The organism is Planktothrix sp. FACHB-1365 (assembly GCF_014697575.1).
Classification (GTDB): domain Bacteria; phylum Cyanobacteriota; class Cyanobacteriia; order Cyanobacteriales; family Microcoleaceae; genus Planktothrix.
The window spans coordinates 1-18,276 of sequence record NZ_JACJSC010000031.1 but is presented as its reverse complement, the minus strand read 5'-3'; the positions used below and the strand labels follow the sequence as shown (position 1 = coordinate 18,276).

Genomic DNA, 18,276 nt, shown 5'->3' with positions numbered 1-18,276 from the left:
TCAAGATGTTATCCTCTCTTCCTGTGTCCCTACACCCCTGTTATTCTTGAACTTCAATCATTTCTGTATCTGCAATTTCTTGATCATGAACCATTAACATTTCATGACCATTTCCTGTTAAACCCACTCGAATTTGATGACGTCCTGGGGGCAATTCGGGGAGATAATACCAGTTTCCATAAATTCGGGTTACTTTTTTGCCATTAATATAAAGATGGGCGTGTCCTTCCTGATAGGAACTTATGGCTTGATTGACGTTTTCAGGTGTTAATTTAAAATTCGTTAATTTTAACTCTAAATTCCATCCTTGACGAGCATCAGGATGGACAATTAAATCAACGGTTGGAATGGGTTGACCGGGGGGAATTGTCACGGTTTTATGATGACTAGAAGCGGAATGGTGCTGTTGTTCATCGGCTTGGACAGATAATAGACCCAATCCTGTAAAATGACTCAAAACTGTTCCCAATAGTAGAGAAAATCCCAGGACAAAGTTTTTGTCTTTTCTCAGATTAAATTGCCAGTTCATGAAATCAAGACCCTATATCAAGAAAGTGTTTTTCCTTTGTTCTGGTCTTGATTTCTCACCCTTATGTTATTCTTGTCAAAAGACACTTTGTCAAACTGATAGGAAATTCAAAAATGGGATTTCATATTACTTTTTCCTATTACCTATTCTCTTTTCCCCTCTGTTTGGTGTTCCCCATTCGTAATTCGTAATTCGTAATTCGTAATTCGTAATTCCCTATTCCCTATTCCCTCTTTCCTAAATTAAGAATAATGAAAAGGGACTGTAATCCAAGGTAAACAAACCCAGAATAGTAACGTCCACATCCACCATCCCCAGGTTAAAGTATCAGAATCTTCTGCTAAAATAGCATCGATTCGCTCTCCTAAACGACTACTCCGAATCGAACAACTAAACGATAAATTGCAATAATTGGGAGATTTAAACGGAGCTTTGGCAAGACATAATAAAGATTCTGCTAACACTAATGGATCGACTTTTTGTGTTGCATAACGGTCAGCCCGCATTTCTCTTAATAACAGTAATTCTTGCCATAGATTCTCTGTATTAGGTAGCCCAGTTGTGAGGGTTTTTAACCAACCTAAAATACAAAACCAAAAGGTATCTCGATAGTTTAAATGAGCTTGTTCATGGGCAATAACGGCTTCTAAATGGAGATCATCTAAGGTTTCTAATAATCCTCGACTCACCACTAATTCCGGTTGCCAAAACCCAACTTGGGCACTGTAGGGAAAATCATCTTCTAAAATTCGGGCTGTTTTTCCCATCACAATTTGTTGAGATAAACGCTCAATTCGGTGTTGAGACTGCCATAATTGATTCATCAACTGAACACCCATTAATATTCCCCAAGCGACAAACCCCACAGCCAGTAAATAACTAAACCAACTCGCTTGGAGTCCCAACATTTCGCCTTTTGTCCCCATCGACAACACCGCCAACGCTGTCATTAGTAATATCAAAGGAGGACAAACAAATAAAAATAGTGATTTTTGCCAGCGTTGATGCCAACTTCTTCCTTGAGGTAAAGGCATCACTCGTAAACCCACCGCGCATCCTAGGGCTAATAAAATAATCATTAAGTGCATTATTGTTGTCCCTCCCGTTGACGACGAATGGCATCCAGGCGTGAGGCAATGGCATCAATTTGTTCTAAACTTGCTGTATCCAAGCTATCAGCAAAAGAAGCCACTACATCAGGATTACCAATGGCTAAAAATCGATTTAAACGATCATAAGCCAAAATAGCCTGGGCTTGTTCACGGGTGACTAAAGATTGCCAATAAAAAGCACGTTCTTGTTTATTACAGGTTAACCAACCTTTATCGGTTAAACGACGTAAGACCGTTGTGACTGAAGTATAAGCTAATTCTCGATTAGGGTCAGCTAAAATTCGTTCATGAACATCTTTAACCGTGGCAATACCCAAGTCCCAAACGATTTCTAGGATTTCCGTTTCTAATGGGCCGAGAGACAGTTGGCGAGGACGATAATCTGGCAAAGGGGCCATAAGGAATTAAGAGAAATACAACTAATTCGTTAGTTTAGTGGATGATTTGAACAGAAATCAAGGATTGGTGATGTTTCGACATGAAGATATAATAAAGATACACCTCTCACCCTTTAATTAATCCAAGGGTTTGAGAGGTTTAAGGGGATTAAAATTTGGGATTAATTGATATTACTTTTTCCAACCTTGATCGGCTTGAGACAACACATAAGTCGCAACATCAGCAATTTGTTCTGGTTTTAAACGACCTTTGAAGGATGGCATTGCACCTTTCCCGTTTGTCACTTGGGTTGTGATTGCTTCAATACTATACATTCCATATTTTTCGAGATCTGCTTTTTGTAAGGTATATTTAGCATTGACTAGATTTTTTCCACCAGCATGACAAGATGCACAATTTGCTGAAAATACTTTACCCCCATTTGCTACATCTCCAGCCAATGCACTAGGAACAACAATTAAAACAGCCACTGCAATCATTAACAAGGCTGAGATTAACTTTTTCATCACTATTCTCCTCTCAGGAAATTAAACCAATCCTTCTATCGTGCAAAACAGATTTCTGATTGTCAAAAGACAGGCCGTCAAACTTCCAATTTAAAACCGTTTACATCTAGGCTGTGTAAGCTGCATACTCCGGCACAAATAAATATTAAAAATTATTAATCAAATTGCTTAATCTGGAGTCGGAGAAATCTGTTTCATGGCTTCAATATTAGCTGGCTTAATACTTGATTTTGCTTCTAAATCTTTAACTTGATTGGATTTTAGTTTGTCTAGCCAATTCACTAAAATCGTTTCAACATCATCAATAATCTGTTCTTTATTTAATTCGATTCGTAACTGATCTACAAACTTTTGAGTTAATTGTTTTTGTAACTGCATTGCTATAAAATCAGGGGGTTTATTTTTACCCTCATCCAGAGATTTTTTAGGGTTTTCTGAAATAGCGATCGCAATTTTTTGAGCTACATTATTAGCAACTTGTTGGGGAAGATGACGAACACCGGGAATTTTATTTAACCCTTTATAAATGGGGGATTTTTGGATGGATTGAGAAACTTGATAATGTACATAAGCTTCTAATTCAGGATGAATACTGGGTAAAACCTGAGTAATTGTAAGTTCAACAATCCGATTAGGAATTCCTGGGGGAGCTTGTTGAGTCAGGTCTACAAAATCGAGGGCTTGATAGGAGGAAGCAGGATTACCCATTAAATTTTTAATCGCTCCTTTTTTCACAAAAGATTGAACTTGATTAACGCCTTGATTGACCAAAACCTGAATTAATTCTTGAGCAAAACTATAGATAAATTTTAATTTTAGATAATCAATGGTAGGCTGTAATCTAGGAAAATTAGCTCGATTCAAGTGATAAACGGCTGAAATAAAGCGCAAAAATAATAATTTAGGAATCAACAAAAAGAAATAATACCATAATTTTAAAATAGCTTCCCTTAAGGTCAACTCAGGTTGACGACGACGAAGGGCATAGATCTCCATTAAAAATGTTAAGAAAAATACAGTAATCCAAGGTAAATCAATCAACCAAAATCGGTTAACAAATTCACCATCTATTCCTAACTGTCGAAAATAAAATAACTGCATTAACTCTTGAATTTCAGCTTCAAAAAATTGAAGTTCAGTTTCCCACCCATATTGTTCTAAGTTTTCAACACTCCAAAAAGTGTTAAACGATTGTTTAGCGGATCGATCTGACCAAATTAACTCCGGGGCTAAAAAATTTAAGAGTTTAATTTGATATAAAAATTTTAAAGTAGGTGTCAGTCGAGTTGTAAATTGGGGATCTCGACCATAAATATGATCAATAATTCGATATTTAATTTCCGTTAATTTCCCTAAATTAGGTTGTAATTGTAAGGGATAATTACGGTCAATCAGTTCTATGCTAATTTGACGAATTTCTTTCAATAAATTTTGAGATTTAGGGTGATTTATTCCGTTGTATTTTAAATTAACTTTTAATTCAGAAACTTTTCTTAAATAGTTTTGGCTAAGTCGATCCGGTTCAACCCCTTTAATCAGGTCATAGGTTAAACTAGGTTCATAAAAAACAATTAAAAATCGGATATTTTGATTAAAAAAAATCAATTGTTTTTTCCAGGTTTTCTGATTAAAATAAACAGGACTCCAAAACAATTCTAAGGCTTGCTGAAAATTATTAGTCTTGACCTGATTTTGAAAACGGTTTTGAATTTCAGCCAAGGTTCCAGATGAATTAAGAACCGGAAAGGGAGGATTGTTAATGAATAGTTCTACACTGAATATCTGAATCTGCTCTAAGGCAATTTTAACTTGTTGAGATTCAATCCCAAATTGATTAATCGTTTTTTCAAGTTGATCAATTTGTTGTAAATATTGATTTTGAGGCGTATTTTCAGATTGTTGTTGATGTTGATCAATTTTTAAATAATATTCCCGAAATTTGATATAACTTAAATCAAAAATAACTAAACAGAAATTAGCAGTGACAACCAGTGCTAAAATTCGAGCCGTGAGTAGAGATAAACCAATGGATGGAGAAGGTGACAATCGCATTATTAGAATCGCCTATAATCAATAAAATGAACCCTGTTTTTTAATTTCATGAATTCCCAGTAATAAGGTCGCTACAATTAAAGGAAGAAGATAGTAAATTGCGCGATAAGCCAATAAAGCTCCTAAAACCTCTGCTGGATTTGCTTCTGCGGAAACCAAGGTGAGAACAACGGTTTCAAAGACACCTAAGCCCCCTGGAATACTACTAATCATACTAGCAGTCATTGCCAATAAATAAATACTAAAACAACTGAGATAGGAGGAAGTGCTACCTGCTGGTAATAATAAATATAAAACGCCACCCGCAGCCCCCCAATCGAATAATGCAAAAGCGATTAAGGCTAAGGAAAGGCCAACGGTTGGAAAATTTAATTCCCAGTCTCCCAGTTTCAAGGGTTGATGATTGAAACTACTCCATAATAAATAAATACCAATAGTTAGGAGAAAGATTATTCCGATGGGACGAACAGAGACAAAAGGTAAATCTAAAATACTAGGAATTTGTAAAGGGGTGAACAGGAAAACAAACCCACAAACACCAAATAATCCCAACCAAAATGTTAAGTTAGCGAAAGCAATCACTTGAGCAATTACACCCGCCGGAACACGCCATCCTGAATAGATTCGATACCGAAGAGCACTGCCTGTTAAGATGGATAATCCAATATTATTACTAATAGCATAACTAATAAATGCACCGTAGGCAATTTTGCCATAATGCAGAGGGAAACCGATATAACTAAATGCTAAAACATCATAGCCTGTTGTCATTAAATAACTAATTAACATCAGGAAAATTGCACCTGATTGATGAGTTTTAGGAATATTTGATAAACTGCTTAAAACATCCTGAATAGAATATCGTTCTAGCTTTTGACTAATAGCCCAGATGGAAAGAGCAAATAGAAGAAAGCCGAGAAAAGATGGCCAAATCTTACGCAATCGATTCATCTCGGAATTTAACCATGAACTGGTGGACATTGATTCTTAACCTCATGCAGGGGGACGGGGGGACAAGGGGACAAGGGGACGGGGGGACAAGGGGACGGGGGGACAAGGGGACGGGGGGAGGGGGGGGGAAGTAATCGTTAAGGGTTAAGTTAATATGGTGATGCTTTTTGTAGATCAGGAGGTGAAATACCTAATACTAAGGTTTCATGGAGTGGGGGTTTTGGGGTTGCCATTTTTGAGTACCCTAGAGCTAAAAAGATAGTTTTGTTTTAGGGAGGGAATGAAAACCAAAAGATTACTTTATTTGGGCTAAATAGTTTTGGAAGTCTTGAACCCGTTGCTGAGTTACTTTTGTTAAGCAAGTGGTTAAGAATAAAGATTCTGCCGAACCACCTAAAACTTCACTAGATTCAAAACGACAGGTTTTGTCTCGGAATGAAATCCAAGCTCGTTGAGCTTCAATTAAGCGTTGTTTTCGTTCAGGTGACAGTTGACCGATTAGGGTTTGGTAATTTTGATTGAGCTTTTTATCGGCTACGGCATATTGATCGGATGCACACTTTTTCATTTCTAAAGTTGTTCCATTCGGATTACATTGAATATTTTGAGCAATCATAATTGGGGCTGTTGCCCAACTTGGATTGACACAAAACAAAAAATTAACCATTAAAAACAATAGAAAAAAAACGGGTAATAAACGTCGCATATTTTTTAAAAAACTCTGATTTAAGGACAAAAAACATTAGATTTATTCAACAATCCCGTCCGGTTTCAATCCCTTAAAACTTAATACGCTGTCGGTGGTTGGCAACGGATTGGACAATGCCAATGGCAATCCAATTACTCAGTAAGGAAGACCGACCATAACTTAAAAACGGTAAGGGAATTCCAGTGACAGGTGCTATACCAATATTCATGCCAATATTAACAAACACCTGAAACAACAGCATAGATAGCACTCCAATCGTAATTAAAGATCCAAAAGAATCTTTAGCCGTTTGAGCAATAATGACTAAACGTAAACAGATAAACCAAAATAGAGCTAATACAGCAATACAACCAATAAAACCCAATTCTTCCCCAACGGCTGAAAAAATAAAGTCTGTATGTTGTTCAGGAATAAAATTCAATTGAGTTTGAGTCCCTTGATACAGTCCCCGACCATACAATTGTCCTGCACCAATTGCAATTCGAGACTGAATTAAATGATAACCACTTCCTAACGGATCTTGCTCAGGATTTAAAAATCCAATCAGCCGCATTTTTTGATAGTCTTGCAGGACATTCCATAAAATATGGCTTAACTGTCCCGCTCCTAAATTCGCTAATAGAGCCAGAGGGCCTGTCAACCATCTCAAGGGAAGACTCCACCACCCCACAAAACCCATCAAGATCGCCCAAACAATTCCCACCGGGAGAGACACATTAAATACAATGGCTGTAATCACTGGAGACACCAGCAAAATTAACCACCCCGGATGAATATTCCCCCAATACATCATGCCAACGGTAATCGCACCAAACACTAAAGAAGTTCCTAAGTTCGGTTCAATAAAAACCAATCCCCAAGGAACCGCAGCAATTGCTAAAATCCGAACCATATCCCCTAAATTTGGCGTTTTTAACTCTTGAAGTAAGGCCGCCAAGGTAATAATAATTCCGACTTTGGCAAATTCTGAGGGTTGGACGTGAAACCCTGCAATATTAATCCAACGTTGCGCTCCTAATGCCGTTGTTCCAATAATTTGTACCGCAATCAAAGACAAATTGGTAACGCCATAAATCACCCATCTCCACTTAATCAGACGTTCATAACGACATCGAGAAAAAATCAGAGCTAAGATTAAACCCACCCCTCCAGTTACCCAATGTTGCCACCAATCCGTTAACCCTTGGTTTAATTCCACACTGCGGATCATAATTCCCGCAAACAAGGTGAGAGCAATACAACTCGCCATTAATAACCAATCGACTTCAGCCCAAGCGTAAAATAGTGAACTCCGGCGACTTCCCACTCGGATTTTTTGAAACATAGTTTTTTAGTGCAACCTTTCTTAACTCATTTATTGGGTTCATACAGGTATTCAAAGCCATTTCCGTCAGGATCACGACCATAAAAAGAGGCCGTACCATCTCGATGTTCATGAATCGCCGTCACCGGAATTCCTTGGGCTTTTAACGCTTGATAGGCGCTTTCCATCTCACTGCGTTGATTAAACACAAAGCCAAAATGGGGGCCTGCTTGATCATAACCAGGACTTAGTAATGCTAATCCATCCTCACCTGCTTTTAAATAAGCCCAGTCCGCATCCTTCCAAACCAGATCCATGCCTAAGTTTTGATAAAACTGAGCGGATGAGTCAATATCGTTGACACAAATAGCAACATGGCCTAAACGTTTCAGGTTCATCATGAGTACAATTAACGTCTCTATAACTTTCTATTGTAGGGAATTAGTTACTAGATGCTGGAGCCGAGGGTCGGGGTTCAGGAACCTCCGTTGCGGGTGCTGATTCGGTTTGAGGTTGGGTTTCTAATGCTTTTGGCTCAGGGGGTTCACCCGACTTAGCAGGAGCAATATTTCCTCCGGCTTGTTTCTGAATTTGATCTTTATAAACCGCCGGAGCTAAATCAACCGCTTTAGCAAATAAAGGTTCGGCTTCTTCAGTATTTCCTTGTTCTTTTAAAACCAATGCTTTTGCATAAACGGGGCGAAAATCTTGGTCGTTATTTTTAATGGCTTCATCGTAAATGGCTAGGGCTTCATCATAGCGTTTATCTTCAGCGTAAACCTGCCCTAAAATTAATTGTACCGACATTTCATCAATCGTACCCGGTGCAGTTTGATTGACAGTCGCGGCAGATTTAAGCGTATCTTGTAATAATCCAATTGCCGCTTCAGGACGTTTTTGTTCTAAGAAAAGATTCACTAACCCTTGTAAGGCTTGAATATCTCCAGGTTGACTCGCTAAAATTGTGCGATAGGTTTGGGCAGCGCCTTCTTGATCTCCAGTATAAGCTTTAGCCTGTGCTAAAAGAACACTGTAACGTGTATCTTCAGGGTGTTTTTTTGACAGTTTTTCTAAAGGTTCAATCACATCTTTAATTTCGGCTTGCTTAAAGCGAATAAGCTCTAATTTAGCTTGCAATAAACCCTTCAAAGCCGTTTCATTATCTGGCTCTCGCTGCAATACTAACTCATAACCACGAGCTTGTGCTTGTAAATCTGATTGTTTACCGGTTTGAGTTGATTGGGTGGGTGTTGGAGCAGGTTGTCGTTTGGACTGATTGTTTTCCACAATCCCACTAATCAGTGGCCCCATAGAAAATCCCACAAAGGCGATTACAGCTAACACTAAAACTACACCAATAAACCCACGACGTTTATCTACCATGAAACTCAATCCTGAACTGATTAGGCCAACTTCCTTGTAGCTAATATCCTAACAGAAGCCAGAGACTCCCACTTAACTTTATTTTCTACAAACTCAGTCCTTCAGGCACAAAGCCTACGGATTTGTCCGATCAGCCTGTGGATTCAGTACAATAGGTAGGTTAACTCAAGATCAATTGTGATGGCAGCCTTCAAGCACTTAACTTGAGATGACAACATTTTCTGACAGGATAAACAATAGGCTACGGCTTTAGGGTAGGCACAAATCAACCTAGGTTGTTTGTTAACAACAACGATCTCGGTCAAAGTATCTTTACTGCTTCCTATTCCTCCAGAAGGGGTGCAAATGTTGAAATGTCCTGATAGTGTTGATCCGTGACTTAAGTTTAGTGTCAAACTTTTACCTTTCCTCAAATCATTAGGGAAGATAGGTTGGTTTGCCATGTCCTCGATCCCATAAGGGATGTGTCTCCGCTAAGAGGTTTTATGAGTCCTTCTCCCAATCGCTCCTCTCAATCTAAACGTTCTTCCCGCTCAAGTCCAGTTAATGAGCCAGCCGTGAATATGTCTAAAGATATCCATTTGGATGCCCCTCACGAGAGTGAACGTGTCATCCTCGAACCGTTAAAAGAAACACCACCAGAACCAGAGAGTGTTGACCCAACACCCGAAGACGGTGAATTGGATCAGCCTGAAATGATGGAATCCGAAGAAGAAGCAGAGGAGGAATCTTCTGAATCTTCTGAGTCTCCCGAATCTGTAGAACGTCTCTGGCAACATCCAATTCCACCTCCTAGCGAAGCTCGCCAGTATCGGGCTATTGGATTAGTTCATGGCCGATATATTGCTTCTGCGGATCAGTTTACCCAAGGAACCTTACTCACCAGTGAAGGAAAACTTCTCGATGCGGTGTTATTAGGTCGTGTCATGAGTTTAGTGAAAAAACATATTGACTTAGATCAAGATCATCTTTGGGTGGTTTATCCTCGAACCCGTCAACAAGAAGGAAATTTACACGTTCAAATTATGGGGGTTTGGGAACCTGAAACCCTCCGATCGGATGAATCTGAAATTTCCGATGAATCTTCACCCGAAATAAAAGATTCTGCATCGGTTTCTGAGGAATCAAAGTTAGTAGAATCTGGGAATAAAATTGAAGCCTTACCGGACGTTCAACAAGGCTATTTTTCCATTCGAGGTGAGGTTGTTTATCAATCTCAAGAAGTTGAGAAATATGTCATTGTTAAAATTCGCCAAGCTCCTCGTAAAGATAGTGATAAACCCAAGTTTTTCAAACTAAAACTGATGGGAATTGCTGGAATGAGAGCCGTCGGTCATTTCTGGGATTTACACGTTCAGTTACAGGAAGATTATTTGGTCATCCAAGAAAGTCATGATATCGGCTTTCTTCCTACTAAAAAGCGCAAACCTCCCTTTCAAAAAGGTGGCCCCAGAAGACAACCGGGTCAGGGTTACTCTAATCCGGGTTCTCGTCCTCCTTATAAGCCTAAATTTCAATCGGATGCGCCTCCGCCTCCTCCCCGTCGAGAACCCCTTGCTAAACCGTTAAAACGGAAAGCGTCATCAGACGAAAGTTAAAGCTATAGCGCTACGCGCAAGGGAACAGGGAACAGCTTAACTGGGAACAGGGAACAGTAAGAAGTGAAAGGGTTTCAGGATTAAAAAATGTCCTAATTGTAATGCGTAGCGCTATATTAGCCGTTTTTTTAACAATTAATATTAATTGAAATTCCCCAAAACCAGAAGCTAGGGGAGTTTCAATTAAACCAACAGAGCATTGAATAAATAACCGATACTGATAATCCCAATCGTCACCAAACTAATAAAGACTGTTAAAAGTTGAGGACGAAGAACTTTTCTGAGAATGACAATTTCAGGAAGGGAAAGAGCCGTTACAGCCATTGTAAACGCTAATACTGTTCCGAGAGGCATTCCTTTATTCACTAGCGCTTCTGTAATGGGCATTACCCCTGCAATATTCGCATAGAGGGGAACACCCAAAATCACAGCAACGGGAACCGCTAAGGGATTCTCAACCCCTGCTATTTGCGTGATTAAAGTCGTGGGAAGATAGCCATGAATCATCGCACCAATCGCAATTCCTACGATAACATAAAGCCAAACGGATTGGACAATTTGGCTCGACTGAAACCATCCCTGTTGAAAGCGTTGTTTCCAGGTTAAATATTCTGACTCAATATTATCTTCTGAATATAATTCTTGTCGGGATTTCTGAAGTTCCCAAACAAAAGATTCAACCCATTTTTCTAATTTGAGTTCTCCGATAATATATCCGGCTGCGATCGCTAATCCCACACCCAAACCTATATATAATAGTGTTACTTTGAACCCAAATAATCCCCACAGCAAAACCACAGCCACTTCATTAACCATAGGTGCAGAAATCAGATAGGAAAATGTCACCCCCAGGGGAACACCCGCTTCTAAAAACCCAATAAATAAAGGAACCGCAGAACAGGAACAAAAAGGCGTAATAATCCCGACTGTAGCCGCCAATATATTCCCCCCTAATGTCCGTTTACCTTCTAAAAGTCGCCGCACTTTCTCTGGTTCTAAAAAGCTTTGAAATGTCCCAACGATAAAGCTAATAACTATTAGCAACGTTAATATTTTAGGGACATCATAGAGGAAGAAATGTAAACTGGCTCCGAGATGAGATTCTATTGATAAACCTAACAGTCGCGTTACGATCTCGGTAGCCAACCTGTCAAAAAGATAAAAGGGATCGAACATTATTTATCCTCCCACCGTTAAACGGATAAAAGCGGTTCAATCTCTGCGGGAGTCAGCACTTTTCCTTTACTCACAACTTTGCCATTAATGACTAATGCAGGGGTAGACATTACCCCACGTTTCGCAATTTCGATGGGGTCAGTAATATGCAGCACGTCTGCATTGAGATTGAGGGAGGCGAGTGCTTCCTGAGTATTAGCTTCTAACTGCTGACATTTTTTACAACCTGTTCCTAAAACTTCAATCTTGATAATAGTCATGACTTAACTCCTTTTCTTTATAGAGGGTTAGGTGGTTAAGTCCTAGAATAATCCTTATACATAAGTATAAGGTCAAGGGTTTTTAGCGATTTTTTCAATCTTTTTCCAGAACAATACATTGATGAGTCGGATCAGGATGGTCAAAATTGCGATGACATTGTTCTAATAAGGGTAATAATTCATCGTGTAAGGTCTGCAATTTTTGAATATTTTCTTGAATATCTTGAATTTTCTGGCTGAGTCGGTCATAGACCGCTTGACAGGTGAGTTCTCCCCCATCTTTCAACACTAAAATATCTTTAATTTCATCTAAACTGAGCCCCAAAAATTTAGCGCGAGTAATAAAAGCAATCCGCTCTATATCTTCCTGAGTGTAAAGCCGATACCCTGAAACCGTGCGTTGGGGAGAGGGAATTAATCTAATCCGCTCGTAAAAATATAGGGTTTGGGGATTAAGTCCTAAACGACGAGATACTTCACCGACTTGAAACATTAATCGCACTTCCTTAAAACTTGATTAGAGTCTATTGTAAACTCTATCCTTTGGTATAAAACTGATTACATCCTTCAAGATTTATTCAACCTTGAGACCGCTTTTTCACATATTCTTTAATCACAGGTTGAAGGGTGAAGCCGAATGCTTCCTTATCTATAGCTTTTTCAATTAAACCGCGTTTCCTCAAAGACTGTACGGCTTTCAAAAATTCTGAGTCCGACAAAAATTCTGCGGGTTTACTGCAAATATCTGCTGCTGTCTCTTGGTTAGCTAACCATACCATGACCAATTTTTCTGACTCTGATAATCTTTGATAATGTTCCTGTAATATTGTTTCTAAGTCTCCTAAAAACAGAGTAGAATAAGATAAAAATTGAGCAACGTTACCATTAAATAAATCGAGTATCGTTAAAGCAATAATGTTTAACCATGAAGGGTTTCCGCCATAAAGGTTAATCAGTTCTAACCATTGATCTTGATCATTTAATCCTCTCGCCTTTAAGAGTTGTTCTCCTGACTCTCCTAAACCTTGAAGTTCTAAACTTCGACAATGGCAGTTTTCAGCTTCTAAGGTAGCAATTTCTATGGGTTTTTCCCAACTCAGGAGTAGCAAGCAACTGTTATGTGGCGATCGCCCAATTTGCTTTAATAATTTACCATAATTTTTGTATTCTGGGAAATAACTACCGACTAATTCCCCACTGGTTAATGTTTCTTGAAAATCATCAAGGATAATCAAACAGCGATGTGATCGCAAAAAGTCAATAACTGATAATTGTTGAGTTTCTTGCTGTTGAGAAATAAACTCAATTAAGTTAGTTTTTAGGGATTTTAGACTAGAAAATTGACTATGACTTCGCCAAATCACCCGATCAAAGTCGTCTTTTATTTGTTCAACCAGTTGAGTAGCGAGGGCTGTTTTACCAATACCAGATAATCCAAAAATAGTGATAATACGACTATTTTCCATCAGTATCCATTGTTTTAAGATATTTAATTCTTGGGTGCGGTTGCAAAATATTTCGCATTCTGAGACTTCGGTTATATCGTGGTATTTTTCGGGTTGATTGTTGTCTGAGTTAACGGGGGAAGGTGATCGGTTTTTTGGGGTTTCTTGAGAATGCCCATTTTCTCCACAGACTGTGATGCTACTTCCAAAAAATTGACTCTGGACAACAAGATTACCCACTTGGGAATTAGAAATATTATACCGTTCCATCGTGGCGCGGAAGTTTGATTTATTAACTTTTTCGCCTAATTCTTCTGATATTGTTTCCCATAAATTGCTTGCAACTCTCTTGACATTCGCTTCACTACAGTGATAGCGTTCAGCAATTTCTCCATATTTTTGATTATGCCAAACCCCTGTTAACACAGCTTGTTGTAGACTATTTAAGTGTGTTCCTGTTTTGATAAACATCAACTCATCGGCCCACTTCAGGATTGTTTGAACATCCATAGGCGATACAAATATTATTTTGTCAGAAATCATACTACTTTTTTCACCCTTTTGCAACTTTTTTTAACTAAACTCTACTTTTTAAACCAATCACTACTCAAAAATGTCTGTCAAAATCTATCCAAACTTAGACTTTTTATGACTTTACAAATTCCTGAGAATGCTTATTATGAAAAAGAGAGATAAAAATTAAATAAACTAGCTTTCAAGAGAGCTAGATTTGTAGTCCAATATGAAATGACTGCTTGATTTTCAAGGGTATATTCATAGAAATTCGTCTAATCTTAGGAGAAAAGTCATGAACCCAGACAAAACAGTTGAAAACATGGAACAGAAATTTAGCGCCCTCAGTGCTGAAGATTTGGAAAATTTGGAAGTTGAAGAACTTGAACAACGTCTTGAGTTAGCAGCTATTGATTATACTGCAACTATTATCCCCTTTCATGCTCTCAAAATGCCTGATTGTAAGACACTAGGCGTTTGGTTTTGTTAGGATATAAATTTAATTTAACCTGATAAATGCAGAATTTGTACAGGCTTTTATACTGTAACATCTGCATTTATTTTTGTTACTGATTAATGTTTATTTATCCAACTTAAAATCATGAATAATTTTACAGAGAATAATAACAACAACACAGATTTGATTGCGAAAGCAAACTTGCTACAAGCTCAAGAAACTATCGAAAATGTCGATAAATTTATTCAGGATTTAAGTAACCAATGGCCTAATGATATAGAATTTCCAATAAACTTTGTTTTTTTAGAACGATTTGGACCCCTATTATTTTTAGATGTTTTTCCATCACTCCCCCTAGAAACAATCCGCCCAATTATGGTTGCTGAAAAACTTTTAGGAACATCCTTGGTTATGTGTGATTGGATTACAGATCGCACAAATGATGCTTTTTTAGCCACTAAATATGGCTTGAGCATTCAAGCAATGCAGTTAGAAGGTTATCATATTTTATACTCTATTTTTCCTCCTAATTCAAAATTTTGGCAACGTTTTCGCAACTATTACCAAGAATATATGGATGCCTGTATTAAAGAACAAAAATTCGCTTCAGGCGAGTTACCTTTCTCTGAATATACCGAAGAATTAGCAATTGAAATCACTGCTAATAAATCAGCACCTATTAAAAGTAATATTGCTGCTTTAGTAGAATTGTCAGGGGATGAGAGTCTTTTTGAACCCTTGACTGCTGCTGTTAAACAGTATCTAATTGCTCGTCAAATCTGGGACGATATTCAAGACTGGAAAGAAGATTTACAGTTTGGTATTCCTTCTTTATTACTGTCGCGTATTATTCAGGAATGGCCGATTAAACCTGATGAAATTAACCTCAAAAGCTTAACTAAAAAAATGTACTATGGCGGACATATAAACTATGTAATCGAAATCGCTTGTCAAAGTCTTGAACTTGCTAAAGAACTAACAAAAGATATTTCCGAACTGGCTTGGCGAAGTGTAGCAATTTCAGCTTTAGAGAGTAATTTTAAATCCCTATCTCATGATATCGAAAAAATCTGTAATAAGAATATTGAATCATTGCAAAAGTAGACGATTTAAAAATAGCATAAATGCACAAAAAATATAGCTTGCAAGAACTTCAAGAAAGATTGGTGGTGGAAACATCAGAAAATCGACCTGTTTATTTATTATTAGTGGGTAATCCCCCAAAATATATCCGATTATCTGTTTTTGCCTATGAACTCCTCTACGAAAATAGCTTAGGTAAATCCTTTGAAGAAATTTCTGAAATAGTCCGGCAAAAAACAGGGAAAAATCTATCACCCTCTGAGGTAGAGGCAGCTTATCAAAAAGTCATCTCTGACCTGAGCGAAATCGAAGAAAATAAAAAAAACCAGCTTTCAGGTTTTTTACTGCACCTGCCACTTATCCCCAAAAAAATTGTTAATAAGATTGCGTCTTATCTTTCTGTTGCCTATTATCAACCCGTAGGTATTTTACTTTTAACTCTTATTATTGTAGCTACAGGATTTGCCCCGCGAAATGATTTATTTTTAAGATGGGCAAAAGAAGACTTAATTTGGGGATACTTTTTCTTTTTCATTTCTCTGCTATTCCACGAGTTAGGTCATGCTAGTGCTTGCGTTTATTATGGGGCAGAACCTAGTAATATTGGTTTAACAATTTACTTCATATTTCCAGCCTTTTATAGCGATGTCACCGATGCTTGGAGATTGAAACGTTGGCAGCGCGTCATCATTGATTTTGGAGGAGTATTTTTTCAACTAATTGTTGGTGCAATTTATATAATTTTTTACAAATTTACGGAATGGGCTGCCCTTAAAATAGCTATTTTAGCGATCGCTTCCAGTTGTATTTTATATCTAAACCCAGTCTTTAAATTTGATGGTTACTGGGCTTTATCAGACGCTTTAGGTGTGACCAATCTCAGTCGAGAACCCGGACGCATTTTCCGTCACATATTTAGTCAAATCAACAACCCATCAAACAAGCGTTTACCCTGGTCTCCACTGATGATGTCTTTTCTGGCAATCTACACAGTTACTAGCTTTAGCATTATAGGATATTTTATCTGGCTAGTTTTCCCAATTTTATGGCGACAACTTCTGGGCTATCCTCTTGTAATAACTACCTTCATCGAAAAATTATTCACTTCCCCTAACCAACTGGGTTTTGAGCAAATTACATCTTTTCTGACTTCTACATTGATGGTCGGTATCCTCTTGTTAATAGGTTGGAAATTCATCCAATTTTTATTGACGGCTATGAGAAGATTATTGAAGAAATGACTGTACATCCCTCTTTTGTCACTAAGAGGAATTTGGAGAAAGTTACGTCATTTCAGGCTACGGAAAATCAAGGTTTTCCCTTAAAGTGACAAAAGAGAGGTACATCAAAAACCGGAAGGGTTAGTAGCAAACTTCTGAGAATTAGGGTAACTATAACCTTTCTTTTGATTTTAACTGGATTCATTATTCAAACCCATCTGTTTTAATCGAGTTTCAATAAACTTTTTCCCTTGTTTTTCCCCATCTTGAATCAAGCGATTAATCATTTCTGGAGAGCGATCTAATTTACTTTCGTAATTCAATAGTTTGGCTAAATCTTCCGACATTTCAATCATCGGAATATGGTAATCTTGGTCAGGATCATCAGGAAAAGATTTAGGAATTTTCATCGGTTCTTTAACATCTATTTTTGCTAGAAATTCCTCATTAAATGCCCCCCTTAAAAAGAGATTATTGAGATTTTCGATTTCACCAAGGCTTTGAAATAAAGACAGGTTTCCCTCTAATTCATTACGACGATCAGCAATATCATCGGCTTCTGTGGGAATCTTATCCCTCGTTGTGGGATTGATTTTAATCACCCAAATTTCCTGGGGAAGATTAGCAATTCCCACAAAATTGCTTTTAATCAAAGAATCAATCGGTGGATTATCGGAAAAAAGTCCGTCCCAATACGCCATTTCTTCAATGGAAACAGCAGGAAAAAGGTTGGGTATGCAAGCAGAAGCCAAGATATGTTCGAGTTTAATAGCTTCGCGATAGGAGTTGAATTTATGTAATCTCCCTGTGAGGATATTACAAGCGCCGATCAGTAAAATTGGGGGTTCGGGTTGCATACCCCAAGTTGCTAATTCTGAGAAATCAATATGGGCTCCTAGTAATTCTTCAAAATCAGTAAATCGACTGCGTAAACCTTGGGTCGCAAAGGAAAACCAAGCTTTAACAATCGGTGAATAAGGACTTAAATTGTACTGAGGAATTTTCCCTTTGCTGACCCATTCCAGAGTTTTAATTGCAGAATCGTTGAAAAACTTTTCTTGAGCGGTTTGGGCTGTATTATCTTCCCAAAAGTCGATCAGTCGTTTCCAAATAATATCATCCCCTTTTTTCAGGGCGTACCAAATCAGAAATGCACAGATCGCGCCTCCAGAAGTTCCACTTAAGCTGACAATATTAAAATAATCCTGAATCTTGTTTTCAAATAGGGCTTTAAAGACACCCGCCGTGAAAGCGGTTTGGCTTCCTCCTCCCTGACAAGCGATCGCAATTTTAGGCTTCATATAGAATCTATTCTAAAGGTTTTCGGACTAATGGGTGCAAGGCTGGATCAGTTTAACACGATCAAAACAAGTATATCTTAATGAACTACGCACATCCGCTATCGCGCTCGATGTGCGTTTCTGACGCTTCAACTGAGAAACTTGCTTGAAGCTTCCGCACTCCTGTAGAGGTATTCTCATCTGCATCTGAAGAGGCACGTTCCATACCCCTTGCATAATTAAGCATCACCATTGCTGCGGCAACATCTCTATCACAATGAAACCCGCAATTAACACAAT

19 protein-coding genes and 1 pseudogene are annotated in these 18,276 nt (G+C 38.1%); 4 read left to right on the top strand and 16 right to left on the bottom strand.

The features are described from left to right. Positions 1–40 precede the first annotated feature (40 nt). The 10 genes from H6G57_RS23830 to H6G57_RS23785 all read right to left on the bottom strand — a co-directional run bounded on the left by H6G57_RS23830 (position 41) and on the right by H6G57_RS23785 (position 8,944). Positions 41–529, bottom strand: coding sequence for a hypothetical protein (locus H6G57_RS23830; RefSeq protein ID WP_190523191.1), 489 nt, complete (start codon positions 527–529; stop codon positions 41–43). A 242-nt stretch (positions 530–771) separates the two neighbouring features. Beyond that, on the bottom strand, positions 772–1,617 hold the full coding sequence (locus H6G57_RS23825) for a M56 family metallopeptidase (RefSeq protein ID WP_190523189.1): 846 nt from the start codon (positions 1,615–1,617) through the stop codon (positions 772–774). After that, positions 1,617–2,039 carry a BlaI/MecI/CopY family transcriptional regulator gene (locus tag H6G57_RS23820; protein WP_072719286.1) on the bottom strand — a complete coding sequence of 141 codons (423 nt, stop codon included), beginning with the start codon at positions 2,037–2,039 and terminating at the stop codon, positions 1,617–1,619. The genes H6G57_RS23825 and H6G57_RS23820 overlap by 1 nt, the downstream gene beginning before the upstream one ends. A 171-nt stretch (positions 2,040–2,210) precedes the next feature. After that, positions 2,211–2,546, bottom strand: a complete 336-nt coding sequence (gene petJ / locus H6G57_RS23815) for a cytochrome c6 PetJ (RefSeq protein ID WP_190523187.1) — start codon at positions 2,544–2,546, stop codon at positions 2,211–2,213. 168 nt (positions 2,547–2,714) lie between these two features. Continuing rightward, the gene (locus H6G57_RS23810; RefSeq protein WP_190523185.1) at positions 2,715–4,598 is read right to left on the bottom strand and encodes a hypothetical protein; all 1,884 of its coding nucleotides are present in this window, start codon (positions 4,596–4,598) and stop codon (positions 2,715–2,717) included. Between the two features lie 18 nt (positions 4,599–4,616). Beyond that, positions 4,617–5,579, bottom strand: a complete 963-nt coding sequence (locus tag H6G57_RS23805) for a lysylphosphatidylglycerol synthase domain-containing protein (RefSeq protein WP_199314433.1) — start codon at positions 5,577–5,579, stop codon at positions 4,617–4,619. 265 nt (positions 5,580–5,844) lie between these two features. Further along, positions 5,845–6,255: a lysozyme inhibitor LprI family protein gene (locus H6G57_RS23800; RefSeq protein ID WP_190523183.1), complete on the bottom strand. Its 411-nt coding sequence runs from the start codon at positions 6,253–6,255 to the stop codon at positions 5,845–5,847. A gap of 73 nt (positions 6,256–6,328) precedes the next feature. Beyond that, on the bottom strand, positions 6,329–7,582 hold the full coding sequence (rodA, locus tag H6G57_RS23795) for a rod shape-determining protein RodA (RefSeq protein ID WP_190523181.1): 1,254 nt from the start codon (positions 7,580–7,582) through the stop codon (positions 6,329–6,331). 26 nt (positions 7,583–7,608) lie between these two features. After that, entirely contained in the window at positions 7,609–7,959 is a 351-nt protein-coding gene (locus H6G57_RS23790) for a VOC family protein (RefSeq protein ID WP_072719291.1), read from the bottom strand. 43 nt (positions 7,960–8,002) lie between these two features. Continuing rightward, the gene (locus H6G57_RS23785; protein ID WP_190523179.1) at positions 8,003–8,944 is read right to left on the bottom strand and encodes a lipopolysaccharide assembly protein LapB; all 942 of its coding nucleotides are present in this window, start codon (positions 8,942–8,944) and stop codon (positions 8,003–8,005) included. 485 nt (positions 8,945–9,429) lie between these two features. Here H6G57_RS23785 and H6G57_RS23780 point away from each other — a divergent pair, with 485 nt between their 5' ends. Further along, positions 9,430–10,542: a hypothetical protein gene (locus H6G57_RS23780; RefSeq protein WP_190523177.1), complete on the top strand. Its 1,113-nt coding sequence runs from the start codon at positions 9,430–9,432 to the stop codon at positions 10,540–10,542. Positions 10,543–10,725: 183 nt separating this feature from the next. On the opposite strand, the gene H6G57_RS23775 is transcribed toward H6G57_RS23780, so the two are convergent. The 4 genes from H6G57_RS23775 to H6G57_RS23760 all read right to left on the bottom strand — a co-directional run bounded on the left by H6G57_RS23775 (position 10,726) and on the right by H6G57_RS23760 (position 13,933). Beyond that, positions 10,726–11,718 (bottom strand): permease, encoded by a 993-nt coding sequence (locus H6G57_RS23775; protein ID WP_190523175.1) that lies wholly within the window; start codon positions 11,716–11,718, stop codon positions 10,726–10,728. 17 nt (positions 11,719–11,735) lie between these two features. Further along, on the bottom strand, positions 11,736–11,978 hold the full coding sequence (locus tag H6G57_RS23770) for a thioredoxin family protein (RefSeq protein WP_190523172.1): 243 nt from the start codon (positions 11,976–11,978) through the stop codon (positions 11,736–11,738). A gap of 94 nt (positions 11,979–12,072) precedes the next feature. Then, positions 12,073–12,471, bottom strand: coding sequence for a heavy metal-responsive transcriptional regulator (locus tag H6G57_RS23765; RefSeq protein WP_190523170.1), 399 nt, complete (start codon positions 12,469–12,471; stop codon positions 12,073–12,075). A gap of 85 nt (positions 12,472–12,556) precedes the next feature. Next, positions 12,557–13,933, bottom strand: coding sequence for an NB-ARC domain-containing protein (locus H6G57_RS23760; RefSeq protein ID WP_190523168.1), 1,377 nt, complete (start codon positions 13,931–13,933; stop codon positions 12,557–12,559). A 298-nt stretch (positions 13,934–14,231) separates the two neighbouring features. Between H6G57_RS23760 and H6G57_RS23755 the strand changes: the two genes are divergently transcribed. From H6G57_RS23755 to H6G57_RS23745, 3 genes are all read left to right on the top strand, one after another. Further along, on the top strand, positions 14,232–14,426 hold the full coding sequence (locus H6G57_RS23755) for a hypothetical protein (protein ID WP_190523166.1): 195 nt from the start codon (positions 14,232–14,234) through the stop codon (positions 14,424–14,426). Positions 14,427–14,537: 111 nt separating this feature from the next. Beyond that, positions 14,538–15,497 (top strand): hypothetical protein, encoded by a 960-nt coding sequence (locus tag H6G57_RS23750; protein WP_190523164.1) that lies wholly within the window; start codon positions 14,538–14,540, stop codon positions 15,495–15,497. Between the two features lie 65 nt (positions 15,498–15,562). After that, positions 15,563–16,717, top strand: coding sequence for a hypothetical protein (locus H6G57_RS23745; protein WP_190523162.1), 1,155 nt, complete (start codon positions 15,563–15,565; stop codon positions 16,715–16,717). A gap of 170 nt (positions 16,718–16,887) precedes the next feature. Here the strand turns inward: H6G57_RS23745 and H6G57_RS23740 are convergent, their stop codons facing one another. Together H6G57_RS23740 and H6G57_RS28795 are read right to left on the bottom strand one after the other, a co-directional pair. Continuing rightward, positions 16,888–17,997 carry a patatin-like phospholipase family protein gene (locus tag H6G57_RS23740; RefSeq protein ID WP_190523161.1) on the bottom strand — a complete coding sequence of 370 codons (1,110 nt, stop codon included), beginning with the start codon at positions 17,995–17,997 and terminating at the stop codon, positions 16,888–16,890. Positions 17,998–18,082: 85 nt separating this feature from the next. After that, positions 18,083–18,276 (bottom strand): annotated as a pseudogene (locus H6G57_RS28795) (hypothetical protein); the annotation flags it as partial.